22 protein-coding genes are annotated in these 24,924 nt (G+C 58.8%); 6 read left to right on the forward strand and 16 right to left on the reverse strand.

From position 1 onward, the window contains the following. Window positions 1-59: 59 nt before the first annotated feature. From P0N66_RS05595 to P0N66_RS05605, 3 genes are all read right to left on the reverse strand, one after another. Window positions 60-1,889 carry a flagellar assembly protein A gene (locus tag P0N66_RS05595; RefSeq protein WP_275803112.1) on the reverse strand — a complete coding sequence of 610 codons (1,830 nt, stop codon included), beginning with the start codon at window positions 1,887-1,889 and terminating at the stop codon, window positions 60-62. A gap of 588 nt (window positions 1,890-2,477) precedes the next feature. Then, window positions 2,478-3,683, reverse strand: a complete 1,206-nt coding sequence (locus P0N66_RS05600; protein ID WP_275803114.1) for an MBL fold metallo-hydrolase — start codon at window positions 3,681-3,683, stop codon at window positions 2,478-2,480. 138 nt (window positions 3,684-3,821) lie between these two features. Then, window positions 3,822-4,415 carry a superoxide dismutase gene (locus tag P0N66_RS05605; protein ID WP_275803116.1) on the reverse strand — a complete coding sequence of 198 codons (594 nt, stop codon included), beginning with the start codon at window positions 4,413-4,415 and terminating at the stop codon, window positions 3,822-3,824. 235 nt (window positions 4,416-4,650) lie between these two features. Between P0N66_RS05605 and P0N66_RS05610 the strand changes: the two genes are divergently transcribed. From P0N66_RS05610 to P0N66_RS05630, 5 genes are all read left to right on the forward strand, one after another. Then, window positions 4,651-5,241 carry a DUF502 domain-containing protein gene (locus P0N66_RS05610; protein ID WP_275803118.1) on the forward strand — a complete coding sequence of 197 codons (591 nt, stop codon included), beginning with the start codon at window positions 4,651-4,653 and terminating at the stop codon, window positions 5,239-5,241. A 112-nt stretch (window positions 5,242-5,353) separates the two neighbouring features. Continuing rightward, window positions 5,354-6,052, forward strand: a complete 699-nt coding sequence (aat, locus tag P0N66_RS05615) for a leucyl/phenylalanyl-tRNA--protein transferase (protein ID WP_275803120.1) — start codon at window positions 5,354-5,356, stop codon at window positions 6,050-6,052. Window positions 6,053-6,146: 94 nt separating this feature from the next. Next, window positions 6,147-8,240, forward strand: a complete 2,094-nt coding sequence (locus P0N66_RS05620; RefSeq protein ID WP_275803123.1) for an FAD-binding protein — start codon at window positions 6,147-6,149, stop codon at window positions 8,238-8,240. 107 nt (window positions 8,241-8,347) lie between these two features. Further along, a complete protein-coding gene (locus tag P0N66_RS05625; protein ID WP_275803125.1) occupies window positions 8,348-10,021 on the forward strand; it encodes an electron transfer flavoprotein-ubiquinone oxidoreductase in 1,674 nt (557 codons plus the stop codon). Window positions 10,022-10,095: 74 nt separating this feature from the next. Then, window positions 10,096-11,745, forward strand: coding sequence for a Na/Pi cotransporter family protein (locus P0N66_RS05630; RefSeq protein ID WP_275803127.1), 1,650 nt, complete (start codon window positions 10,096-10,098; stop codon window positions 11,743-11,745). Window positions 11,746-11,749: 4 nt separating this feature from the next. Here the strand turns inward: P0N66_RS05630 and P0N66_RS05635 are convergent, their stop codons facing one another. The 11 genes from P0N66_RS05635 to P0N66_RS05685 all read right to left on the reverse strand — a co-directional run bounded on the left by P0N66_RS05635 (window position 11,750) and on the right by P0N66_RS05685 (window position 21,928). Next, window positions 11,750-12,190, reverse strand: coding sequence for a hypothetical protein (locus tag P0N66_RS05635; protein ID WP_275803130.1), 441 nt, complete (start codon window positions 12,188-12,190; stop codon window positions 11,750-11,752). Between the two features lie 23 nt (window positions 12,191-12,213). After that, window positions 12,214-12,462, reverse strand: a complete 249-nt coding sequence (locus P0N66_RS05640) for a hypothetical protein (protein ID WP_275803132.1) — start codon at window positions 12,460-12,462, stop codon at window positions 12,214-12,216. 210 nt (window positions 12,463-12,672) lie between these two features. After that, window positions 12,673-13,032, reverse strand: a complete 360-nt coding sequence (locus P0N66_RS05645) for a DUF4870 family protein (RefSeq protein ID WP_275803134.1) — start codon at window positions 13,030-13,032, stop codon at window positions 12,673-12,675. Window positions 13,033-13,046: 14 nt separating this feature from the next. Beyond that, entirely contained in the window at window positions 13,047-13,691 is a 645-nt protein-coding gene (locus tag P0N66_RS05650) for a TorD/DmsD family molecular chaperone (protein ID WP_275803135.1), read from the reverse strand. A gap of 216 nt (window positions 13,692-13,907) precedes the next feature. Then, window positions 13,908-14,609, reverse strand: a complete 702-nt coding sequence (locus P0N66_RS05655; RefSeq protein WP_275803137.1) for a 4Fe-4S dicluster domain-containing protein — start codon at window positions 14,607-14,609, stop codon at window positions 13,908-13,910. Between the two features lie 16 nt (window positions 14,610-14,625). Further along, entirely contained in the window at window positions 14,626-17,163 is a 2,538-nt protein-coding gene (locus P0N66_RS05660; RefSeq protein ID WP_275803139.1) for a molybdopterin-dependent oxidoreductase, read from the reverse strand. Window positions 17,164-17,186: 23 nt separating this feature from the next. Next, the gene (gene nrfD / locus P0N66_RS05665) at window positions 17,187-18,056 is read right to left on the reverse strand and encodes an NrfD/PsrC family molybdoenzyme membrane anchor subunit (protein WP_275803141.1); all 870 of its coding nucleotides are present in this window, start codon (window positions 18,054-18,056) and stop codon (window positions 17,187-17,189) included. A gap of 369 nt (window positions 18,057-18,425) precedes the next feature. Then, complete coding sequence (locus tag P0N66_RS05670) at window positions 18,426-19,109, reverse strand: response regulator (protein ID WP_275803143.1); 684 nt, start codon at window positions 19,107-19,109, stop codon at window positions 18,426-18,428. Next, complete coding sequence (locus tag P0N66_RS05675; RefSeq protein ID WP_275803145.1) at window positions 19,102-20,586, reverse strand: ATP-binding protein; 1,485 nt, start codon at window positions 20,584-20,586, stop codon at window positions 19,102-19,104. Before P0N66_RS05675 ends, P0N66_RS05670 begins: the two co-directional genes overlap by 8 nt. Window position 20,587: 1 nt before the next feature. Beyond that, window positions 20,588-21,508 carry a substrate-binding domain-containing protein gene (locus tag P0N66_RS05680; RefSeq protein WP_275803147.1) on the reverse strand — a complete coding sequence of 307 codons (921 nt, stop codon included), beginning with the start codon at window positions 21,506-21,508 and terminating at the stop codon, window positions 20,588-20,590. Window positions 21,509-21,520: 12 nt separating this feature from the next. Continuing rightward, window positions 21,521-21,928: a rhodanese-like domain-containing protein gene (locus P0N66_RS05685; RefSeq protein WP_431190014.1), complete on the reverse strand. Its 408-nt coding sequence runs from the start codon at window positions 21,926-21,928 to the stop codon at window positions 21,521-21,523. Window positions 21,929-22,148: 220 nt separating this feature from the next. Between P0N66_RS05685 and P0N66_RS05690 the strand changes: the two genes are divergently transcribed. Next, on the forward strand, window positions 22,149-22,937 hold the full coding sequence (locus tag P0N66_RS05690) for a M90 family metallopeptidase (protein WP_275803151.1): 789 nt from the start codon (window positions 22,149-22,151) through the stop codon (window positions 22,935-22,937). A 153-nt stretch (window positions 22,938-23,090) separates the two neighbouring features. Here the strand turns inward: P0N66_RS05690 and P0N66_RS05695 are convergent, their stop codons facing one another. Further along, window positions 23,091-24,242, reverse strand: a complete 1,152-nt coding sequence (locus P0N66_RS05695) for a M20 family metallopeptidase (RefSeq protein WP_275803153.1) — start codon at window positions 24,240-24,242, stop codon at window positions 23,091-23,093. Continuing rightward, entirely contained in the window at window positions 24,226-24,756 is a 531-nt protein-coding gene (locus tag P0N66_RS05700; RefSeq protein ID WP_275803155.1) for a GNAT family N-acetyltransferase, read from the reverse strand. The genes P0N66_RS05695 and P0N66_RS05700 overlap by 17 nt, the downstream gene beginning before the upstream one ends. Between the last annotated feature and the right edge of the window lie 168 nt (window positions 24,757-24,924).

Genomic DNA, 24,924 nt, shown 5'->3' on the forward strand with positions numbered 1-24,924 from the left:
GCTCGACGGGTTGCTTGCTAACTGTGCTTAACCTGGTTTATTGGAGCAGGATAACATAATCAGCCATAATTGACATCCGCCGACTCTGCGGTTCCGTATTCAGTTTTTTCGCCGATTTGCAACTCAAGTAATTCACTTTCGTAGTCGAAGTTGAAGAAGATGGTCCGGCGGGTCAGGGGGAGGTTGGCGAGTTTTTCTTCTTTGGCCGGTCTTTCGATTATGATTTCATCGTCGGTTCTTTTGAGCCGCAGTTGATCTTCCCAACAGTCAATGGTGAGCAGGCCTCCCTCCTTACATTCTTCCAGTTCAAGCTTGACTATGAGGGGCGGAGTCAATTTCTCCAGCCTGGCGGCAAATTGGCGCTGTTCTTCCTGGCGCTGCTTCTTTTCCGTGAGGAACCGGATCATCGGCAACACATTTTCCACGCCCAGATCATAGAGAGTGGTGGTGATTTTCAGGCGCAGGTCGTGCTCTTCTTCTTCCGAACAGTGCATGTATTCCTGCTCCAACCGGGACATGGCGTCCAAAGAGTGACGAACGATGTGGGTGGCGGGCAGTTGGTGGTCGGCGACTTTTTCTTGGAGGTGGCCCATCAGGATCCGGTTGAACTGTTCATCAAGCTGTTTTATCTGCTGGCGGGTGGCGGCCAGATTGGCCAACAGGGAGCGGCGGTGCTGGAAAAGGTTGCGACCGGAAAATTCACAGCTGTCCGGTCCACAACCGGCTGTACGCAGGGTGTCGTTGCCCAAAAGCAGCCGGTTTTTGCCGGAAAGCAGGATTTTGTGACCGGTGAAGCGGTGACGGACGTGCAGCCGGGCGTTCATCATGATGGCGGTTAAGCGGCCATTGCCGAGGACAATGACCGGGGCATACAAAGAACCTTTCTGGATTGAACGATTGATAATTATGGGGCCGGAGGTCGCCACCATGTACTTGTCGTCGGCCTGATTGACCATTTCCGCCACGATCTCGGCGCCGTAAACCTTGCCCTGGACCATTTCCGCTACTTTAATCAGGCCGGCGGTTTTAGTTTCAAAGGCGCTGGGGATGGTACGAAATTCGGCGATATCCAAATCAAGGGCCTGCTCTCGGTCGCTTTTTCCACGGGCTTTAACATGGCCACCGGCCCGGAAGCCCACTTCGTCTACGCGCAGGTCACGCTCCACAGCGATGTAGCGCAGATTGTCTTCGCCGTCGTAACGGGTTCTTACCATGCCGTTGAGGGCCGAGAAGAGTTTGATTCTGTCGCTGCCGTTTTCGCGTTTTTTTATACCATTGCCTAATTCAATGGCATAGGGGATGGCCGTGCGGGGCTTGATAATGGTGCCGCGAACGTCGATTCCTGGCTCACCGTTAATCCTGCTGTTGTCGATAACGGCCAGCAATTCGCCCTGGGTGGTTTGGGCGAACTCGCCGGTGGTGTAGTGATCTATGTGTTGAGCCTGCCGTCTGGCCCGCCGGGCAGCAGCATAACGTCCTTTTTCGCGTAAAAAACCGGGGCTCCCGTCTTTAGGTGGATGGCCGCTCACTTTAAGACGGCTTCTGGTACGACTCAGATCAAAGGTAGCCATGCGCTTGTGCGGGCCCGGATCATTGGTCACAGCAAAAGAGATTCGGGTATGGGGATCCACTTCCCCGCGCTTGATTTTTTCCAGCAGGGCTTTGATGATTTGCTCCATTTCGTGGAGGATGTTGGCATCGCCGAGGGGGATTTCCTCCAGTCGGCGCAGCCTTAATTTTTGCATTACTTCCCGCAGGGAACGCATCAGCAGGTCACGCAGGAGCAAAGAGCCGCTGGGAGCGGTGCTGATTTTCGTCCGGTGTTTTTGATACAGGTCTGCCGGGGATGGCATATTGACGGTAATCTGGAAGAGGTGGCGGGTGGCCATACATCTTTTCCCTGTTTGAAGGAGTTGCCGTTTTTGGGGAAAGTGGTGGGAAGTGGAAGCTTCCCGGGTCGCGATGCAGGCTGGTGCAATCTTGCGATCCTAAATAAGATGAATCCGCAAAAAGTCCGTCCATGGACTTTTTTCTCCCCGGAAAGCGAAAACGAGGTTTCCGCTTTCCTTACAAATCAATAGTTTACACAGCAAGCTACTGATTTGCGCGCCCATCCATGGGCGCGATGATGACTTCTTGCGAAGTCATCAAATAAAGCTTGTGTCGATGAGGTATACAACGAAGGGAGGAGAGGGTCAAATTTTATTGTTTTTTTTGTGGCGGGCAAGAAGGCTACGCCACCGGTAAGCGCTGGAGGGTATAGTTTAGCGGCAGGTCACATCGCAGTTGGCTGGCAGATATTTTCTTCCTGGTTGGCCACCCGGCCGCATTTTTAGCATAGAAACCGGGGGCTGCCGACCAGCCCCCGGTACTCCTCCGGCGATTTAACCGGCAAACCGTCTTTGACCAGTTTGCACAGACTTTTACCCGCCGGTTTTCTATCTTTCTTTTTGCTGCTGTTGCCCATAACCTTGTCTTTATGCGGTGGTCTCTTCGGAGACGCTGCGTTGTACCTCGGCGCTGATGCCGACCTTGCCGTAATTGCTGGCCCCGCATTCGTTTTTGCCCAGATCCATGATGTCGGCCTCTTCCGGGCTGACCTTCAGCCAACCGCCGTTGACCCGCCGGATATCGGCGTAAACTCCGGGCTGGGGGCGCATGTTCTCCTGGATAAACTCGGCGAATTTCTTTTCGTTGGGCAGCCGAAAGGCGGTGACCTGGCGGCGCAGCTCGCCCAGCCGGCCCCGGATCAGCAGTTCATGGTCGGCTTCATCCCAGGAGGTGTAGTGGCCGGGCAGGACCACGGTTTCATCGGCCAGGTGGCGCAGGCGCAGCATCAGGGTCAGGTAAAGCTCCCGGGCCCAGGCCTCCCATTTGCCGCCCAGGTCCGGACGGCCGGAGGTGTTGATGAAGGCGGTGTCGCCGCTGAGCAGGTATTTGCCGTCCAACAGGTAACAGGTGCTGCCCATGGTGTGGCCGGGGGTGTGCAGGGCCCGCACCTCCAGCCCGTTCGTCGTGAAAGGGAACACCTGGTCGTGACTTACCTCCTGGAAGGGAAAATCGGCCCCGTCGAAATCCAGTTTGTTAACCAGCATAGTGCAGCCGGTTTCCTGGACCAGGGCCGGGCCACCGGAGATATAGTCGGCCTGGCGGTGGGTTTCAAAAGTGCGGGTGATTTTGGCGCCGTGGGAGGCGGCGAGTTCGATGTAGGCCTGAATATTGCGGGCCGGGTCAAAAACCATGGCCTCGCCTCCAGCGATCAGCAGATAGCTGCAGGAAGCCTTACCCGGCCGGTTGTGCTGGTAAAGGAGATAGGGGGATTCCGGCGGGGTAACCAGCCGCGGCGCCAGCAGGTTGCCCCAGCCCACGATGCCCTGCTGCAGGTAACCCACATCGGTAAAACCGTTTTCACAAAGCAGGTCGGCGACATATTTGGCGGAGCCTTCCTTGGCGCAGACGATGCGGATTTTCTCCCCGGCCGGGATTTTTGCCAGGCTGTCCTGGACATCCTCCATGAAATGGAAATAGGGAATATTGATGTAGGGGAAGAAGTTGGGACCTTCCACGCTCCAATTGGCAAAATCCTTTTCGTTACGCACATCAAGCAGGACAATGTCCGGCCCCTGGCAGATCTGTTCGAAAAGTTCCCCGGCGGTGTAGATAAACGGTGCAGCAGTGCCCATGGCGTCCTCCAGATTAAAAAAGTCTTTTTTAGTAAACTCTACTAAGTTAACCTGGCTGCCGTATTTTGACAATAATTATTTCTCAAAATGCCATGGTGCCGGAGAACACCGTTTGGGGCACCGCCGGGGAATGAGCGTTCAACCCAGGTTGGCGTTGACAAAATCCCAGTTGACCAAGTGCTCCAGGAAGGTGGCGATGTAATCAGGGCGGCGATTTTGGTAATCCAGGTAGTAAGCATGCTCCCAGACGTCCATGGTGAGCAGTGGCTTCATCCCCTGGGTCAGCGGGTTTTCGGCGTTGGGGGTTTTGGTCACCTTGAGTTTGCCGTCGGCCAGCACCAGCCAGGCCCAACCGCTGCCGAACTGGGTGGCCCCGGCATTTTTGAATTCTTCGACAAACTTATCGAAACCGCCCAGGTCCTGGCTGATCAGTTCGGCGATTTTGCCGGTGGCCGGGCCGCCACCACCGGGCTTAAGGCATTGCCAGTAAAAGGAGTGGTTCCACACCTGGGCCACATTGTTGAAGATGCCGGCACGGCTGGCATCACCGGCGGTTTGGCCCATGATCTCCTCCATGGTTCGGTCCTTCAGCTCGCTGTCGGCCAGCAGTTTGTTGCCGTTGTCCACGTAAGCGCGGTGGTGCTTACCGTGATGAAATTCCAGGGTGCGGGCACTGAGGTGGGGTTCCAAGGCGTTTAAGGCGTAAGGCAGGTCAGGCAGAAGCAAGCTCATGGTCGTTCCTCCAGGTAAGTGGTTGGCCCAGGCGGTAGCATGGGTGAAAGGTGAGGTTGTTGAGGATGTAAAAAGCATAGCAGGCTGGAAAGGTATGTCAAGCTTGGGCCGGGACATTACTTTTGCTGGCCGGCGCGATGTGATAGAGTGGGGGACGCCGGTCAAAAAAGAAATGCCCCCGAGGCGGGCCGACGGGAATGGCGGGCGGGGTCCACCGGCGGGGGTGGCCAACCTGATGCGGGAGCGAAGCATGAAAATCATCGGCAAGTACTTTCTCCATGGCCTGCTTTTTTTGGTGCCGGTACTGGTAACCCTGTATGTATTGTACCTGGTGTTTACCAGTATTGACGGAATCTTTCCCTTCACCGTGCCGGGGGCCGGCTTTATGCTGACCATCGGCTTGATCCTGGCCGTGGGTTTTGTCACCTCCAACCTGCTGGGGCGGGGGCTGGTACAACTGGTGGATCGGCTGTTTGCCCGTCTGCCGCTGGTGGCCCTGCTCTATACCTCCATAAAGGATTTGGTCAACGCCTTTGTCGGCGACAAGAAAAGCTTCAATCGGCCGGTGGAGGTGTTTCTGGATGCTGATGGTCAAATTCGGGTGCTGGGCTTCATTACCCGTGAGGATTTGGCCGGTTTCGGTCTGGTGGACAGTTGTGCCGTCTATCTGCCGCAGTCCTACAATTTTGCCGGCAACCTGATCATTGTCCCCCGGCAGCGGGTGCGGCCGCTGGCTGCGGACCCGGCTGAAGTAATGAAGCTCATCGTTTCCGGCGGGGTTTCGTCGAAGCCAACTGACATGGGCCGATTTAAGGAGACCGACTGAAAGCTGTCGGCGTCGCAAAAAAATGCGCCACCGACCGGATGCGCTCTGTAGCTGCTTGTTTTCGTGTTACCGACCAACCCGCTTGGCGGGTTTTTGCGAGGTTATCAAAGTTATGCCGGTTTATCAGCTTGATCCCGACCTGGTGCTGTTCCCGCCTCCGCAGCTGGCCCGTTATGACGGCCTGTTGGCGGTGGGGGGTGATCTTTCCCCGCAGCGTTTGCTGCTGGCCTACCGGATGGGGATTTTTCCCTGGTACGCCCCGGATGAGCCCATCCTATGGTGGGCGCCGGACCCCCGCCTGGTGCTGTTCCCCGAGGAGTTTCACTGCAGCCGGCGGCTGGCCAGGATATTGCGCCAGGGACGTTTTACTTTCAGCGTTAACCGGGATTTTGCCGCGGTTATCCGGAATTGCGCCGCAATTCACCGGCCCGGCCAGGAAGGCAGCTGGTTGGGAGAAGAGATGATCGCCGCCTACTCTCGGCTCCATGAACTGGGCTACGCCCATTCGGTGGAGTGCCGGCGGGACGGCGCCTTGGTGGGCGGTATTTACGGCCTGGGCATGGGACGGGTCTTTTTCGGCGAATCGATGTTTTCCCGGGAGCCCAATGCCTCTAAGGCGGCCCTGGCTCACCTGGTTGTGGCCATGCAGGCGTCCGGCGGCAGCATGATCGATTGTCAGGTCAGTAGCGATCATATGCGGCGCCTGGGCGCCCGTCTGCTCCCTGGGCGCGTCTTTTATCAGCGGCTGGCCCTGGATATATCCGATGACGAACTGGTGGCCCCTCGGCAACCTGCCGCTCTTTTACTTTGACAAGCCGATTTTTACTAAGTAAAAGCCTGGCTCGCCAGCATAGTGATGTTGAAGAACCACATCGTTGAACCTTCCCGAAGGAGCGATTACCCCCATGAGCAACTATATCGTCCTGGTTAAACAGGTGCCGGATGTGGCCCGGATCACCGACAATGCCTTTGATCCGGAAACCGGCAACCTGATCCGGTCCCGGCTGGCCAGTGTGATCAACGAACTGGACGCCCAGGCCCTGGCCTTTGCCTGGCGGATGAAGGAGATCTCCGGTGATACTGAAGCCAGGATCATCTGCCTGTCCATGGGGCCGCCCATGGCCGCCGAGGTGTTGCGTTACGGTTTGAGCCGGGGGGCCGATGCCGGGGTGCTGCTCACCGACCGGGCCCTGGGCGGGGCCGATACCCCGGCCACCGCCAACCCCCTGGCGCATGCCATCAAAAAAATCACGGCGGAAATGCTGGCCGGGAATGAGGATTATTTCGTGGTGGCTGGCATGCAGTCGGTGGACGGCGATACCGCCCAGGTCCCGCCCCAGATTGCCGAGGAGCTGGGGATTGGTTGTATTCCCTATGCCACCGAGGTGGAATTTATCGATGGTGGTTTTCGTTTTCATCATATTATCTCCGGCGGCAGCCAGATGGTTACGGCCCGGCGCCGGCCGACGGTGATCACCGTCGCCCAGTACGACTACCACCTCTACGCCTCATTTGCCGCCACCCGACAGGCCGCTCACCGTGAGCTGGTGCAGTGGAACGCCGATGATGTCAAGCCCACCGCCATGGGCGGCAGTGGCTCCAAAACCCGGGTGATCCGGGTTTTCCCGCCGCCCAAAACCGATCGGCTGGGGCGTCAGTTGCACTCGGTGGCGGAACTGGCCGGGGTGCTGCGCGAGGCTTTAAACAAACAGGCGAGCCGGGGCGACGAGGCGCCGGGCGGCGACCCCGACTATCTGCTGCCCGCCCGGCGCTCTTCCTGGTTCGACCGCTCCTTTGAAGGGGCGACCAAGGAGTGTGATGATTTTGCCCACCTGGCGGTGATTCTGGCCGAACAGGGAATTACAGAACCGGAACAGCTCACCGAAGAGGTCAAGGAGCGGGTTTTGGCGGCGAAAAACCTGGAGCTGTCGCCGAAGGTGGCGGCCAAAATGCTTGACGGCCTGCAGCAGCGGGAAACGGCTTACCAGGGAGAGGTCTGGGTGATGGCCGAGCATGAGGACGGAGCGCTTAACGCCGCCACCTTCGAGCTTGTCGGCAAGGCGCGGGAATTGGCGGACTCTTTGGAAGTGCCGGTGGGCGTGGTGCTGGCCGGCCACGGGGTGCGAGATCTGGCGCCGGAGCTGATTGCCGCCGGAGCAGACCAGGTGTATCTGCTGGAGCATCCACTGCTGCAGGAATTTGACCCGTTGAGCTACCGCAAGGCGGTGGCCGAGCTGTTTGCCGTTCATCAACCCCAGATTCTGCTTTACGGCGCCACTCCCCAGGGCCGGGTGCTGGCCCCCATGGTGGCTTATCGGACGGGCTGCGGGCTGACCGCCGACTGCACCGAACTGACCATCCGCGATATTTCTCGCCTGGGTCAACTGGCGGTGATGATGCAGACCCGGCCGGCTTTGGGCGGCAATATCATGGCCACCATCTGCAGCCGCAACTCTCCATGCCAAATGGCCACCGCCCGGCCCGGGGTGATGCAGCGCCGGCCGACCGATCCCGACCGCCGGGGTGAAATCGTGGTCCATCCAGTGGAGTTGAGCGAGGAAGATCTGGGGCTGGAGATTATTGAGCGGGCGGCCGTCGGCGGCCATAAGGTCGATTTTGCCTGTGAGGTCATCGTCGGTGGCGGTAAGGGCCTGGTCAGTCGCGATAATTTTGCCCGCTTGCTGGAGGAGTTGACCACCGTCCTGGCAGCAAAATTTCAGGTTAAGGCCGGCAAAGGGGCTTCCCGGGCGGCGGTGGAGCAGGGCTTTGTCGAGCGGGCCTTCCAGGTGGGGCAGACCGGAACGGCGGTGGGTCCCAAGGTTTACCTGGCAGTGGGGATTTCCGGTGCCATCCAGCACATGATCGGGGTGGCGGCCAGCGGTACCATTATCGCCATCAACGCCGATCCGGCGGCGCCGATTTTCAAACAGTGCGATTACTATCTGGTGGGCCGGGCCGAACAGGTTATTCCGGAATTGATCGATACTTTGAATCAATAGCGGCCCCGCCGGCACGGTTGCACGTATTTGGCCGTTAAAACAGGGTTCCGTGCCTGATGAACGGTTACGGACAACAGGGCTAATTCCAGCTCATTCTAGGTACGCTTATGAACGACAGCCTGCAGGATTACAATCAAGTTGATGTACTGATCGTCGGGGCCGGCCCGGCAGGGCTGGCGGCGGCCATTGCCGCCAAGCACCGACGGCCGGAGCTGACGGTCGTCGTCATCGACAAGGGTGCGGCCCCGGGCAGCCACGCCCTCTCCGGGGCAGTGCTGGAACCAGGCGCCCTGGTCCGGCTGCTGGATCCGGTGCTTCCCGGCTGGCCGGAGAGCGATGAGGCCAAGGGGGTACTACTGGCCCAAGTGGAGGTCGATGATGTCTTGTGGTTGCCCGGTCATCGTCAGGCCTGGTCTTTGCGGCTGCTGCTTAAGGCCGCCCGGTTGCTGGGTCTGGGATATGGCCAGATGCTGCATGCCGGGGATTATATCTGTTCAGTGAGCCGGTTGGCTAGCTGGTTGGGCAAGGTGGCCCGGGAGATGGGGGTTGAGGTGCTGCCCGGTTTTGCCGCCGCCGATCTTTTGTGGGATGAAGCCGCCGGGCGGGCCGCCGGGGTAAGGCTGGTGGACCAGGGGCGCGACCGGGAAGGGCAGCCGCAGCGTAACTTTTTGCCCGGCGAGACCATCCGCGCCGATTTTATCCTGCTGGCGGAAGGCTGCGATGGCCTGCTCAGCGAAAAATTTATTGCCAAAGCCGGGTTGCAGCGGGCCGGAGAGCAGCTTTATTCCCTGGGAGTCAAGGAATTGATCCGGGTCAGCGACCAGCAGTACGCCAAATTCGGCATGCACCGGGTGGTGCATGCCATGGGATTTCCGCTCTGGACCCCGCTGAGCGGCCCCGATGTTTTCGGCGGCGGCATCATGTATCCCATGGGCGATAACCGGATCGCTGTGGGGATTATCGCCGGACTGGATTACCACTACCACGATTTCAATCCCCAGAACGCCCTGGCCCTGTTTAAGGAGCATCATTACGTCAGGCAGTTCATCGAAGGTGGCACCCTGGTGGAGGCTGGAGCCAAGATGATTCCCGAAGGGGGTTGGGATGCCGTGCCCCGCTGCCCGGAGAGTGGCAGCATCGGCAAGGGCAACGTGATTCTGCTCGGTGATGCCGCCGGCCTGGTCAACATGCTTAAGATCAAGGGGCTGCACAACGCCATTGAATCGGGGCTGGCCGCCGCCGCGGCTATGGCGTCGGCCCTCGAAACCCCGGAGCAACTGGCGGCAGCGTATACCGCCGAACTGAGCCGGGCCGGGGTGGAGCGGGAAATGGCCGCGGCCCGCAACTTCCGTCAGTGTATTGCCCGCTTTGGCACCACGGCGGGATTGTTGCTGGCCGCCGGTGGCCGATTGCTGCCCCGGTTCAAAGTCGGGCCCGATTACACCCGGATGACAAACGAGGCTTTTCCCCGGCGGGTGCCGACACCATACGACAAAGACACCTTCACGGCCCTGACCCGGACCGGTCACCGGGAAGAAGAACCCTGCCATCTGCTGATCGGTGATGAAGCTCTCTGCCGTGACCGTTGTCTGGCCAGTTTCGGCGGCCCCTGTGTTACCTTCTGTCCCGCCGGAGTGTATGAAAAAATCGGGGGGCTTCCCCGACCGGCCAACCCTTCCAACTGCCTGCACTGCAAGACTTGCCAGCGGAAGTGCCCCTACGACAACATTCGCTGGATGGTGCCGGAAGGGGGTGAAGGTCCGAATTATTCCACCATGTGAAGCAGCGACTGGTCTGGCTTAGCCAAGTGATTGACGACGGGCATTAAATCGAGGAGCGTAAGTAACACGGGCGGATGGAGATTTTCGAGCAGCTTGATATCTGGCGGCTGCTGGCCGGGTTGGGGATTTTTCTCTTCGGCATGTACATGCTGGAGGAATCAATCCGTCAGTTGGCCGGGCGGGCTTTTAAGTCGCTGATCCGGCGCTATACAGGCACCCGCCTGCGGGGGATTGTGGCCGGGGCGGTTAGCACTTCGATCCTGCAGAGTTCTTCGGCGGTTTCCCTGATGGTGCTGGCCTTCACCGGGGCCGGGCTGATGAGCCTGGTCAATGCCCTGGCGGTAATGATCGGGGCCATGGTGGGCACCACCATGACCACCTGGATCGTGGCGGTCTTTGGCTTTAAAATCAAGATCGAGGCATTCGCTCTGCCGATGATCGCCGCTGGCGGTCTGAGCCTGGTCCTGCTGGCCCGTTCGCCGCGCTACGTCAATCTCTGCAAACTGCTGGTCGCCTTCGGTTTTCTTTTCCACGGCCTGGACTTCATGAAGACCAGCGTCGAGGGCCTGGCCGCTGCCATCGACATCGCCGCTCTGCCGGATCTCGGGTTGTGGGTTTACCTGTTGGCCGGCCTGTTGCTGACGGTGATCATGCAGTCATCGTCGGCCACCAACGCCATCACCCTGACCATGCTGTTCACCGGGGTGGTGTACTTCCCCGCCGCCGGGGCGATGATCATCGGAGCCAACGTGGGAACCACGGTAACCGTGCTGATCGCCTCTGTCGGCGGCATCCCGGTGAAAAAACAGGCGGCTTGCGGCCAGTTGATCTATACCACCACCACCGCCCTGGTGGCCTATACGGTATTGCCCGTTCTGGCCTGGCTGGTGCTGGACCTGCTTCGTTTCGCCGACAATCCGGTGCTGGGCCTGGCCCTCTTTCATACCCTCTATAATATTCTGGGCGTGCTGCTTTTCTATCCTCTGATTCCCCGGGTGACCGATTTTGTACGGCGCTGGATTCCCGAGCCGGAACTGCGGCACCTGACCCGTTATATTACCAAAACCAGTCCCGAGGTGCCCGAGGCGGCCATTGAGGCTTTGCGTAAGGAGACCGTCAACCAGGCCCGCTGCAGTATGGATTTTATCCGCATGATTTACGGCATCGATCCCCAGGGTCGTACCCGGGGGCGCAGCACTTACGACGATCTGGAACGCCTGCACGCCGAAATCTTCACCTTCTACGCCAAAATTCAGGCTCAGCAGATGGAAGAAGAGGAGGCCCGCGGGCTGGAGCCTTACATTCGGGCTTCCCGCAGCATCATGAACGCTGCCAAGAATTTATACGAGCAGAATCAAGATTTGGATGAACTGCGGCGGGAGGATCAGGCTTTCATGCAGGACGCCTGGCGTCTCTTTTTAGTCCGGCTGCAAAATATCGGGGAGCTGGTGGATCGCATCGGCGAAGAACCCGATGTTGATCACGCCGCCCTGCTGCAGCAGAGCTTTACCGCCGTGGAAGAAGCGGACAAGAATTTCATCCGGGCCTGTGCGGCGGAAGTGGCCAACAAGCGGCTGCGTGAGTATGAGGTTACGCGTTTGCTGATGAGCAATCGCCTTTTTACCCAGTCCTGCCGGATGCTGGTGTTAAGCCTGCAGAGTTTGAATTTGGCGGCGGTCGCCCCGCAGGAAAAATCCGCCGGGGAAGCCGCCGCCGAGGAGTGATTGGTTACTGCCAGGAGGGGAAATAAATAGTGAGCGAACTCTTGCCCGGCTTTTCTTTCATTTTAACCTTCAGGTCAACACTGCCGGTCCGCAGTCCCAGAGCCAGGGGCAGTTCGCCGCCCTCCTGGTCGAAATGCAGAATCTGGCGAATGGTGGCGATGATACCGTCCAGAACATCGCCGTTGGGGGCGGGCAGCCTGATTTTCTGCTCACCCTTGAGTTCCACCTCAATTTTGCCTTCCTTTTCCTGTTTGAACTTGAGCTTATCGGCCTTTTCGGTAATGCCGTACATAATGGCCAGGGCCAGGTACTTGACGGCATTTTCCTCCGGATCGCTTTCCGGTCCGGCCGCCATTCTGGCCAGCTCGACGGCATAGCCGGTATCCAGGTAGCAGTCGCACATCTCCTGCAGTTTCAGATGCAGATTGGGGTCTTTGATTTGCATGGCCGCCTCCTTTTCGAGTGTTGCTACAACTGTTCAATATTTTTTTTGAGTTGGCCGATTTGCAGCCCCAGCGACACGCACTGTTTCCCTTCCATGCACTGCTGTGCTTCGGGCTCTTCGAGAAAAGTCTTCAACTCGTGATTATCCCTTTTTAAATCAACCACCCAAGCCTGGTTGTCATTGTCGTAATCGACCTTCACCTCGATGCCGCAGGCGCCAATGTCGGGGAATACTTCCTTGATTTTATTGCACAACTCTTCTTTGGTGGTCATCTTATTTCCTCCTGTTGTTTAACAAATAATTTGTTGGGGGGTCTCTTAACGGTAACTTATAGGTTAATAAGAGTGTAGGGGAAACTGATCCTGGCTGTCAATATAGATAAATCTGGCCGCCGGTTGGAGAGGATGGTGGTTTTCGGGGGGATGATAACGGGCGTAAAATGAGTTTGTTGTCAAGCGCTCTGGGGGTGCTGGGGGGGGAGATCAGTTGAACCACCACGTGGTGGGGTTGGGGGGGGATTCGCGTCGGTCCAGGTATTTCAAGCCCTGGGCGCAGCGGATAATCAGCCAGACCATCCAGAACATCACCAGCAGCCAGCCCACCACCACGGTGGCTAGGATCGAGCCCAGCAGGAGGTAGAGCAGGCCGATCCAGAAAGTGCGAATCTGGAAGCGGTAGTGGCTGGCCAGCCAGGCCGGGGCGTCACTGCGGTTGATATAGGCCATGACCACCCCGATGATCGCCGTCAGGCCGATGAAAATCCCCACCAGGTAGAGAATGTAGATGATCTTGGCGGTGGTGGTGCGGGGCTGTTCGGCGTGGGGGTGTATAATCTCGCTCATGATGTCGATTTTCCTTAACCGACGGCCAACTGCAGGGCCTGCATGTCCTGCATGATGAACTGTTGGGTCAGAACTGCCAGCAGCTTGTAAAACTCGGCGGTGGAGCCCTCGATGATCTTTTCGGTGAAGGGTTCGATCCACAGGGCCGGGTGCTGCCCCAGAAAATCTCTTTGCCGTTCAAGAAATTCCGGACCTTGCGTCTGCAGATAACAGTGGCCGAGAAAAAACATGAACTCCAGCTCGGTAGCGATGAAATCCGGCGGCTGGTTGATGTCCTTGCTGGCCTTGAGTCCCACCGCCTGGTAGTGCTCCAGGGCGTTCATGGTGGTATCGCCCATGATCTTGCGCCCCTCTTCCAGGTAAATCGAACCATAGGGTGCCGCCACCAGGGTGTTGGGGCCGACAAAGAGCCGGGCGTGTTCCACCTGGAGGTCGGTGAGGTCTTGTTGCTGCTCCTTGAATTCGGCCAGCAGATCGGCGGCATATGGGGCCAGTTGGGGATAGGTGGCCTCCAGGGTGGCGGGCAGGTTTTCCAGCAGTTCACCCATTTCTTCCGCCGGGGAATAAAATAGGGCGGCAAGGGTCTGGTAGATATAGGCCCGGCGGGCCTGTTGTTCATCGACGGGTCCGGCTTTGGTGGTGGTTTCCGGGTTGCTCATGGTTGGCGGCTCCCAAATGGCAGTTACTCTTTTTTATCTTCGGGTCAATTTAACGCATTCGGTTGTGTTCTTAAAGTGCTTAAGGGCATGTCCTAAAAAAATACCGGAGTGGCTTCTTATGAAACCACTCCGGTATTGGCTGCCGCGTTGCCGCGGCAGGCTGAGGTTGAAAGGTTAGGAAAGGCTTAATTCTCTCTTAAATAAAACACCTTGAGTTTAGTAGCCATAGTTGCGCAGGTATATCACCTTGGGCTTGGTGCCCTGTTCCGGCATTCTCACCTTGCTGGGGTAGCGGGCGATCAACTCGTGGATCGGATCGACGGGGTCATCAAGATCGCCCAGCAGCCGTGCGCCGGCGGGACAGGCTTCGACACATCTGGGCTGCTGGCCCCGGGCCAGGCGGTGGGAACAGAAAGTACATTTTTCCACCAGGCCTTTTTTTCGGATCCCCAGATAATTTTGATTCAGCGCCGGGTTGTAGGTGGGAATGGGCGGCGCTCCCTCCATTCTGGAAGTCAGTTCCCGGCCCGACGAGGTTCCCCCGGGCACCAGAGCCTGGTCATCCTTAAACATGGCGTGGGGCTCGTAACGGTTGAAGCTGATGGCGTCGTAAGGACAGGCCACCATGCAGGCCCGGCACCCCACGCAGCGTTTGGGGTTATGGAGAGTCAGCCCCGTATCCCGGCGTTTGTGCATGGCCCTGGTGGGACATACCCGTGTGCAGGGGGCATTGTCGCAATGGTTGCACTGGTTAAGCTGCACCTCATAGCTAACATTGGGGAACTTGCCGGTGGTTTTGGTCTCATAATTGAGCCATTTTATGCCCTCGGTTACGTTGTTTTCGATTTTGCAGGCAATCAGGCAGGCGCCGCAGCCCATACATTTTTTCAGATCGTGGGTCATCGCATAGTTAGTCACGGTAAATCACCTCCCCTTATATCATTTCAATTCTAACCCGACAGAACCCGCCGTTGCGGGCGGTGGAGCCGGACAGGTGATCCCAGTCGGCATGCATCAGGGTGTTGTTGTTGCCGCCCCGTGGGGTCTTGAGAAACTCCTTGGCGGCGTGCCGACCCATGGCCCAGTGGCCCTGGCCGAAGTATTTTTGCGCCACTCCCGGCCGGACCCCTTCCCAGACTTTAAGCATACAGGTGATGGGCTGGCCGCTGGCGGAAGTGACCCGCACCTGGGATCCATCCCGCAGGTTCAGCCGCTGGGCGTCCACCGGGTTGATTTTGATGACGTCCTCCTGGTCCAGGTCGCCGGGATCCAGGCCCTTGAATTCATAATACCAAGAGCAGTTCTGTGAACGGCCTTCCCGGTTGAAGCGAGACTTGGCATCAATCAGCATCAGCGGAAATTGGCGGGGATCACCTTCGCGTCGCGGCTGGTCGTAATGGGGGATAAAGGCCTTCTCGCCCCGGGCCGAGTACCTGCAGGCCTCCATGACCCGGTCGACACTGACCCCGTGGCGGTCGGCATGGCCCTGCAGCCCGGCCTTCAGGGTTTCGCTGTAAAATTCGAACTTGCCGGTTTCGCCGCCGAATTTGCCGCCCCAGCGCTGCTTGTAGGGATATTTGATGGAGTTCCAGACCCCCTTCTCGACAAAGTCCTGCCAGCCGTTGAGGGTGTCGCCCTGCTTTTCGCCGGTCGGGTCCCAAATATTTTTGGTATAGGACTTCAGGGCGAAAATCGCGAACTCTTCGCCGCTGGTGGGGGCAGCCCCCGTTTCCGGATCCTTGTAGGTCTTATAGTAATTCAGCAGATTGGGAAAACCCTTGTCCGCCAGTTTTTCGGCGATCATCCAGGTGATCTCGGTTTCGTCGTTTTTAACGTCAAAGATCCGCTCGTGTACCGGCTGCTGAATGGAAATATGGGTGTACATCCTGGTCTTCTGGCTGGTATAAGCCCAGCGTTCCATCATGTGCTGGGCCACCGGCAGCACCAGATCGGAGAAGTGGGACATTTCCCCGTAATGGGTGGTGATATGGGCCGAGAAGGGGATCTTGGCCATGGCCCGGTCCCAGCGATCGGTGCCGGTGCAGGAGAAATTGAGGTTGGCGAAGTAGATCAGCGCCACCTTGATGTCGTAAGGATCTTCGGCCAGTACGGCGTCGGCCACCCGGTTGGTGTTCACCCCGCTGCCGGAGCGGCCCCGGGCCAGGTTGGGCCACTCAAGACGACCGCGCTGGTCGATTTTTTCATGTTTGGTGCCTTCTTTGGCCAGGTCATCCTGGAAATCGGCCATGGAGTTGGGACCGTGTTTGGGGCCGCCGGGGGAGCCGCCGGTATGGCCGCCGAAGCTGTCCGGGGCGCCCACTAGACCGGACAGGGCCTGGATGGCCAGGCTGGCATAAGAACCGTTGGGCCACATGGTGGGGCCGTTCCAGACACAGACCCTCGGCGCGGCTTCCGCCATGTCCCGGGCCACTTTGTAGATCTGTTCACGGGCTACCCCGCAGACCTGCTCGGCCCACTCCGGGGTCCGATCCTTGACCTCCAGGTTCCACCATTTCACCAGCCCGTAGGTTTCCTTTTCCTCAAAGGTGTTTTCATCCACCGGGCGACCGGCCACAAAATGGTTTTCGCCATCGGTGAAGTCCCCGACAAAGGGTTTGTACCACAGCCCTTCGGTGAGGATTACGTGGGCCATGGCCAGGGCCAGGGCGCCGTCTTCACCGGGGATCACCGGCAGCCAGTCGTCGGCCTTGGCGCCGGTGGTGGAGAGCCGGGGGTCGACGCAGGCGATCTTGCCCTTTTCCTGGATGCGTCCCAGGGCGTGAATGCTGAAAGGTACCAGGCGGTTGGAAGAGACCGGGTCGCAACCCCAGGCCAGCAGGTAGCGGGTATTAAGCAGGTCGTAGTCCCGGTAGCCCCAGTTGCGCTCGGTGAAGTAGGCCCCGACCTTTTCCGCCTCGGCACAGATGGAACTGTGGGAGATGTTGTTGGGGGAGCCGATGATTTTGGGAAAATGATCATAAAGCAGGTGGTGCATGTGCGAGTAACGTCCCCGCATTACCCATAACTTGTGAGATTCTTTATTCTGGCGCAACTCGATGAGCTGGTCGGCGATCATGTCCGCCGCCTCGTCCCAGGAGATGGGGACAAAACGGGGATCCTCGTTGCGGCCCTTTCGGGGGTTGGTCCGTTTCATCGGGGTTTTGACCCGGTCGGGATCGTAAACCTGCTGGAGCACCAACTGCCCCCGCGGGCAGAGGTTGCCCACCCCGGTCTTGGCGTTGGGGTTGCCCCGCACCCGGATGCCGCGGCCGTTTAAGACGTAAATCTGGGCCGAGCACCAGGTGGTGCAGCCCTGACAGGAAGTACTGACCCAGCGGCCGCCCTCCTGGGTGTCGTTGGGATAGGTGTCCAGCGCCAGAGCCTTGAGGGTGGGCAGGGAATTGCCGATGGCGGCGGCTCCGGCGGCCAGCGCCGATGCTTTTAGAACGTTTCTGCGTGTCGTCTTAATCATTGTATCTAATACCTCCCTCCAGATTATGCCATCTGACCGGCGAAAAGGATTACATGCCGCAACAGGTAACCGCCCAACAGGCTGCATACCGCCGCTATCACTGTTAACTGCATGGTGCCGCGTCCCTGCATCTCTATCCATGCAATCCGGAAGGGGGCCACCAGACCCAGCAGGACAAAGCCAACCCAGAATGTTACCGCGTAGCCGCCCAGCACCACGTTCCGCATGGCCACTTCACCACCGGGAGCCCAGGCCCAGGCCATGATCATCAGGGCGACCACGATGAGCTTGGTGCCGTTCAGGAAAAAATCGCATTTGGACCAGGTATTAATGGCCTCGTGGGAGTCTTCGGGGGCGGTGTAGCATGCCACCAGGGTAGTAATGGCGATACCGGTAGAAAAACCGGAGACGACGAAAAGTACTGGCAGGATCGAGGTGGCCCAGATCACGTTAACGGCCGCCTGCTGGAGCAGCAGGGCGGTGTAAACCGCCACCATGTTGGCCAGAGCAATCCCGCCCCAGGCCAGAAAATTCTGCAGCCCTTCGGGTTTTTTGTAGGGCTCGTTTTGCCGCGCCCACAGCAGGTAAGCGTAAACGATGCAGACGGGAGTGTAAATGCCCAGCAGAAAGACACCGATGGACATTACGGAAGAGGGATTGGGATAAACCATCAGCTTCCAGAAGGTGTAGGGCATGCCCAGGTCATAAATCAGCAGAATCAGACCCAGGATAATCGGTACAGGTGCGATGTAGGCAGCGATGCGGGCAAAATGGCGGTACTTCTCACCCCCGTAAAGGTCTGAAAACGCCGCCACGGCAAACGCGCCAGCGGATAGTCCACCGAAAAACAGGTAGATGGCGATCCATATCGGCCAAGCAATAAAGTCTTCCACGGTCTTCTCTCCTTTATTGATGTTGTTGATTGTCGTCCCCGGTCTGACGTTTATTAGCCGGATAACGCGAAATGCACGATTGCCTGTTTCTCCATTCACCTCCCTGATGTTTGAAGTTGTTTTTTACGTTGATGGCGGTTTGAGGTAAATATCCAGCCACCACCGAGTTGCCCGTTTGAGATTCCCATGACAGCCATCTTAGAATGGAAAGGCCAAAAAAAAAGCCGGGCTTTACCTGATTTTTGTGTAGGGTTTTGGCTTACTGTAGGTCTTTACCTGACAAAAGGTGAGAAGGTGAGAAGGTGGGAAGGGGAGAAGGGGAGAAGAGACCGCCGTGGCAGGTGTACGCCTGTGGCCGGATTGGTTTGATCAGCTTTTAAGCAGGCCCAGATCCATGATCAGTTTGACCAGTTCGGCTTTGTTGCCCAGCCCCAGTTTGGTCATGGCCCGGCTCCGGTAAGTGGTGACGGTTTTGTCGCTGACAAAGTAGCGCGCGGCAATCTCCCGGCTGGTGTGGCCCTGGGCTACCGCCAGCATCACCTGCTGTTCGCGCTGGCTTAATGAATGCCAGAGTTGGGCACGGTGATCCGGTGTTTCCTGATCTTCCTGGGGGTCTGTCCGGCCGCCGTCGCCGCCGACAAACTCCAGGAGCATGGAGGGGTGTACGTACACCTCGCCGCGCTGGACGGTGCGGATGGCGTACAGCAGGTCGGCATCCAGCCCCTTTTTCAGCACGAACCCCCGGGCGCCGGCGTTCATCGCCAGTTGCAGATAACGCTGGTTTTCATGCATGGTCAGCATGATCACCCGGCTGTCGGGGCTGACCTCCAGCAGTTGTGGCAGCAGATCGATGCCGCTGGTATCGTTTAGAGTGATATCCAGCAGGATAATGTCCGGCTGCAGTTTTTTCGCCAGTTCCAAGGCGCTTGGCGCCCGGTCGGTCTGGCCCACCACCTCCAGGTCAGCCTCGGCGTTGAGCAGCATGCCAAGGCCGGACAGCAGCAAGGGATGATCATCCACCACCAGAATGGTGGTAGGTCGCGGGTCAGTCATTGGTTTGTTCCGTTGGTTGGATTGCGGTTTGACCGGGCATCAGCGGCAGGGCAAAAACCACCATGGTGCCCTGGCCCGGCTCCGAGTCGATGTGCAAGGTGCCGTTCAACAGTTGCGCTCTTTCCATCATGCCGTAGAGCCCCAGACGATCGGTGCTGGTGATGATCTCCGGGTTAAACCCCTGGCCGTCGTCTTCCACCACCCCGCGGATTTGGTTCTGCTGCCGTTCCAGCAGAACCTTGATTTCATTGGCCCGGGCATGGCGGATGGCGTTTAGAACCGCCTCCTGGACAATGCGATAAACACAGGTTTCCGTGGCGCTATCCGGGCGCTGCTGGCCGAACCCGACCATGGTCAGCTGCACCGGCAATTGGTGGCGCCGACGGGTATCGTTGACAAACACCTCCAGAGCCGGGGCCAGTCCCATGTCGTCCAGCACACTGGGGCGCAGGGTGACGGCCAGGTTGTGCAGGGCGCTCATTTCCGTGGTGATCGCCTGTTTCAACGAGACGATACGCCGTTTGATCTCCTCCTCCTTGGCGCTGTTTTCCAGCATTTTCAACTCCACCATGATCGAGGCCAGGGTCTGCCCGGTTTGGTCATGCAACTCGCGGGCGATTCTTTTACGTTCCCCTTCCTGGCCGGCGATGACCTTCTGGAGAAAGTCCCGGCGGATCTTTTCTTTTTCCCGGCGGTTCTCTTCGGCCAGGGCCAGTTGTTTGACCATGTCGTTAAAAGCCCGGGTCAGGGCACCCACCTCATCGCTGGTACTTTTTTCCAGAGTGATGCGGTAGTCGCCTTCGTTGACCGCCCGGGTGGCGGTGAGCAGGCTGTTGATGGGGCGGGTGATCAGCCAGGTAAGGTAAACCGATAGCAGCAGGCCGACTAGCACCACCCACAAAGAGTTCCAGACGAAGTTGTGGAGAAACTGGTTGATCTGCTGGCGGAAGGCGTTTTCCCGTACGCCGACCCGAACCCTGCCTTCATCGCCCTGCATGATGGGCGTCCCGGTTTCCCAGACCATCCCTTCGGTGGTGGGAATCAGGCGCAGGCTCATTTCCGTCGTCGGCTCACTGTGCAGGCGGTAAAACTGCAGCAGCTCCCGGGGGAAACCGCCGCCGAAGGTGTGGGCCACGACTTGCCCGGCCCGGTCGCTGATCACCACGTAGCGTAGGTCGGGCCGGTTGCGGACGGTGTTTTTGAGGTTTTCGGTCAGCCCGTAGAGGTCGTTGATCAACAGGTAATCCGGGGCCTGGTGGGCCAGTTCCATGGCGATGGAATGGCCTTCCTTCTCCAGCAGGTCGTGCATGTTGCGCAGCAGGGTACCGTAAATCAGGTAGAGGCTGGTGACGGCAAAGAGGAAGATGATCCCCAGGACCATGCCCATGATCTTGAGCCGCAGGGGGATTCCCAGCAGCCAGTAGCTTGCCCGGTGCAACATGCGGTGCAGTATTTTGTTTTTTTGGCGGTTGGCCATCTTAGTGATACATCTCCAGATCGCCGGGCACGAAACGTTCCATGCCCAGCCCGGCCAGAATCGCTGCCCCGTCCGGATCGCGGTGCAGGTTGAGAAAGAAATCGCGCAGCAACTTTTTTTGGTCCGGGTCAAAGCCGGGGGGGACCACCACCGGGGGGATTCCGAACTCCCGGGAGATATGGAGGATGCGGAATTTGTCTTTAAGTTCAGGATTGGCCCGCAGGGCGTGGTTGAAGACGATGCGGTCCACCGAGGCGCCGTCCACCACGCCGTCAAGCACGGCGGCAATGGAGCGATCGTGACTGTAGGTGAAAATGAACCGGCCGAAAAAGTCCTCCGCCGACATACCTCTGGCCTGGATCACCGACATGGGATAATCATACCCGGTGTTGGACATGGGATCGGTGAAGGCAAAAACCCTGCCCCGCAGGTCATCCAGCGTTTTGATGCGGGAGTTGGCGGCGGTGATGAACATCCCCTGGTAGGTGACCTTGCCTTCCACCTGGGGCACCACCAGCAGCTCCATGGTGCCTTCTTCCAGGCCGGAGATAAACGGGCCGGTGCAGACAAAGGCCACGTCCACCAGGCCCTGGGCCAGCAGTTCGTTGACCTCCTGGTAGGTGCGCCGCTGCACCAACTGCACCGGCTTGCCCAATTGCTGTTCCATGTAAGCCTGCAGCGGCCGGTAGGAGTAGACCGTGCCCTGGGGGGAGATAATCGCCGCCACCGCCAGCTTCAAGGATTCAAAGGGCTGTTCGGCGGCAGGTTCGGGCAGATTAATAAGGTCATCCAGGTTGATTCTGGCGCTTTCCGTTTGCTGGTCCGGCTGCTCGCGGGCGCAGCCGGTAAAGCCCAGCAGCAGGGACCAGCAGACCAGCACCAGTAGTATTAACCATGGTTTTGCCAGCCGGTCACTGATCATGGTCGTTCTCCGTTAGCGGACGCTGATGGGGTAACGTTTCTGTTGCCACTCGGGAAACCCCGCCCGGTAGGTAAAAACATTTTTGTAGCCGGCCTGTTGCGCCGCACCTGCGGCAGCTGGAGCCAGGCCTCAGTCGTAGCCCCGGCAGTAAAAGACCACCGGAGTTTCCTTGTTTTCCGGCAGGTGCGCGGCGATTTGCTCAAATTGGCTGGAAGGGATGTTGATGGCGCCGCTGATGTGGCCCTGGCGGTATTCCTGGGCGGTTCTGGTGTCCACCACCACGATTTTACGGGGCTGGTCAAGCCGCTGTTTCAACTCTTCGGTGGTCAGGTCGCTGATCCAGGCCCGGGCGCCGGCGGTGGCGGCCAGCAGCAGGCAGCCCAGGCAGATCAGCAGGGTGGTAAAAATTTTACAACGCATTGCTTTCTTGCTCCTCTGTTTTGAATGTGGCTGGCGGTTTGCCGTGCCATGGTTTAAGCTTGCGCCAAGCTCCCTTGGGTGACACGGCGACAGCCGCCAAGATTGGGATAACTGCCAGGATGGCAAAAGGGAGCCGGCAGAATGCTATTCAATCAGGCTGCGCATGTCAATCGGAAAGGGACCGGGGCGGGGGTGTTGGGACCGCCGGAGGAGGGAGCGGATGGGCCTTTGGCGGTGGTGGAAAAAATGGCGGCGAGCCCGATTGTTGCGCCGTCATGTGCTCCCCGATGAAGTGTGGGCCGCCGCCCTTCGGCATCCGCCGGAACTGTTTGCCGGTTTGGCGGCCGAGGAATTTACCCGCCTGCGACAGTGGGTCACCCTTTTTCTGGTGGAAAAACAATTTTACGGGGCGCGTGGCTGGCAACTTACCCCGGCCATGGAAGCCGCCATCGCTGCCCAGGCCTGTATGCCCATTTTGAACCTGGACCTGGACTGCTACGCCGGCTGGCGTTCCATCGTGGTGTATGAGGACACCTTTGTCGCTCCCCGGGAAGAGACCGACGAGGACGGCATCGTCCACAGCGGCAGCGAAATTCTGGCCGGCGAGGCTTGGGCGGCAGGGCCGGTGGTGCTTTCCTGGGCCGATTGCGCCCCCGGCAGCTACCCGCACGGACCGGCGAGTAATGTGGTGATTCACGAATTTGCCCACAAGCTCGATATGCTCAACGGCGCGGCCAACGGCTTGCCGCCGTTGCCCCGGGGGATGAGCCGGGCCGCCTGGGCGGCAGCTTTGGGCGGCGGCTATGAGCAGTTGCGAGCGGCGCTGGGGCACGGGGTAGAGCCGCTGCTGGACGAGTACGCGGCTGAAGACCCGGCCGAGTTTTTCGCCGTGGTCAGCGAATATTTTTTCATGGCTCCACTCCATCTACAACATCACTTGCCGGCGGTTTACGACCAGCTTGCCCTCTATTACCATCAGGATCCGGCGGCTCGTCGGCAAAAAATCTGAAAAAACGAAGTAACTGTCCAGCAGCACCCCCTCTTGCGGCGATCAGGTCGGCTTGAGTACTTGATGTACGCTACGCCGACCTGCTTACCGCAACCTGGGGCACTGCTGAACAGTTACTGGCTAGAATGAGCTGGATAGTTACAAAACGAAAAATCAAAAATCATCGGCGGCCAGGCACAAGTCCAGGTAAATTTCCCCGGCTTTGATTACCTCGCCCAGGGTGGTGTGTTCTTCCGAAGTATGGGCTACCTCCAGGGCGCCGGGACCCAGTATCACCGGCTTGATGCCGGCCTGGTGAAACAGGTTGCCATCGGAGTGGGAGCGGAAGGCATCGCAACGCCAGGGCAGTTGCCGGTGGCGGTAAATTTCCTGCAGTCGCCGGGCCAGAGGATTGTCCAACTCCAGGCTGTAGCCGGGGGCGGCCAGGTTGCAGGTCAATTCCAGGTTCAGGTCGGGAATCAGGGTGTTGGCTTCGTCGGCCCGTTGTCGCAGCACCTGCTCCACTTCCGCCGGATCGGTGTGGGGCGGCAGGTGCAGGTCGATCCAGGTCTCGCAGTGGTCCGGCACCACAAAACCGGCCCGGCTGGAGGTCATCTCCCGGATGGAATAGACGATGGAAGAGCTGCCGCGATCGAAAAGGGGATCGCGCCCCAGGTGCAGCAGCACCCGCAGCATGGACTCCACGGCGTTGTGCCCCAGTTCGGGCAGTGAAGAATGGGTACGCCGGCCCCGGGTGAGCAGATAGGCCTCAAGGTAACCGTAATGGGCAAAGTTGGGGGCCAGGCCGGTGGGCTCGCCGATCACCACCCAGGGCGGTGGCGAGGCCCGGCAGGATTCGATAAAGGCGGCACTGCCTTCCCCGTTTTCTTCCTCGCCCACCACCAGCAGCAATCCCACCGGCGGCCGCCGGGCCGGCGGCAGATCGCGGGCCAGGGTCAGAAAGGCCTCCACCATGGCGGCGCATCCCCCCTTCATATCGGCGCTGCCCAGGCCGTAAATCAGACCGTCTTCCTCCCGGGCTTCGTATTCGTCCAGATCCCGGGCGGCCACGGTGTCCACATGGCCCACCAGATAAAATTCCGGCTCCCGCGGGCCCAGGGGGACCACCAGGTTGTAGCGATCTTCTTCCACCTCCTGGCGCTGTACAGCCAGTCCGGCTCCGCTTAACACTTCTTCCAGGTAAAGCTGGATATCCTCCTCCTTGCCGGAGGGAGAATAGATGTCAATCAGGGTTCGAAGCAGTTCATCCAGGTGCTGGTGGTCCAGGGCCGGCCAGGCCGGTGACGGGTCATGATTTGGCGGCATTTTTCTTCTTCTTTTTTCTTCTCTTTTTGGGGGTGGCGAGGTTCAGGGTCATGTAAACGTGTTGCTGAGGATGGTCAAAACCCAGCTTGCTGAAAAAGTGGATAGCGGCTTCGTTGTCAGCGGAGGTGTCGATGATGATCATCCGCACCCCCTGGGCCTGCATTCGCCGTTTCATTTCCCGGAACAGGCGTTCGCCCACCCGCAGTTTCTGGGCCCGGGGACAGACCCCCAGCCACACCAGATAGCCATATTTCCAGGCCGAATGCTGTTTCTCCACCGTGGTGCCCAGGGCAAAGCCCACGGTCCGGTCGGCGCTTTCCGCCACCAGGCAGAGCTGGGAATCGGTATTGAACATGGAGGTCACTTCGTATTCATCCCAGGTCCGGTAGAGGCTCGGCGAGTATTCGGCGGTGAAAACAGTTTCGCCGATATGAAAAACTTCGGCCAGGTCGTCGATGGTCATTTCCCGGATACACAGGGAGCTTTTGCTGTTGAGTTGGCTGCAGACGGTCATGTTGGTCAAGATTTGCTGTTTTATCAGTGGTGTAGGTAGAAGTGAAGCGGTTGCCGCCGGGGTTGACAGGCCCCAATCTAACACGATGCCGTGCTTGGTGGAAGTTTATAATCAAGCTGTAGAGGCGGCGGCTTTTTTGCGTGGTGCTGCTTGGCCGATTATGCTTGA

The sequence above is a fragment of the Desulfurivibrio dismutans genome (assembly GCF_029210385.1).
Classification (GTDB): Bacteria; Desulfobacterota; Desulfobulbia; order Desulfobulbales; family Desulfurivibrionaceae; genus Desulfurivibrio; species Desulfurivibrio dismutans.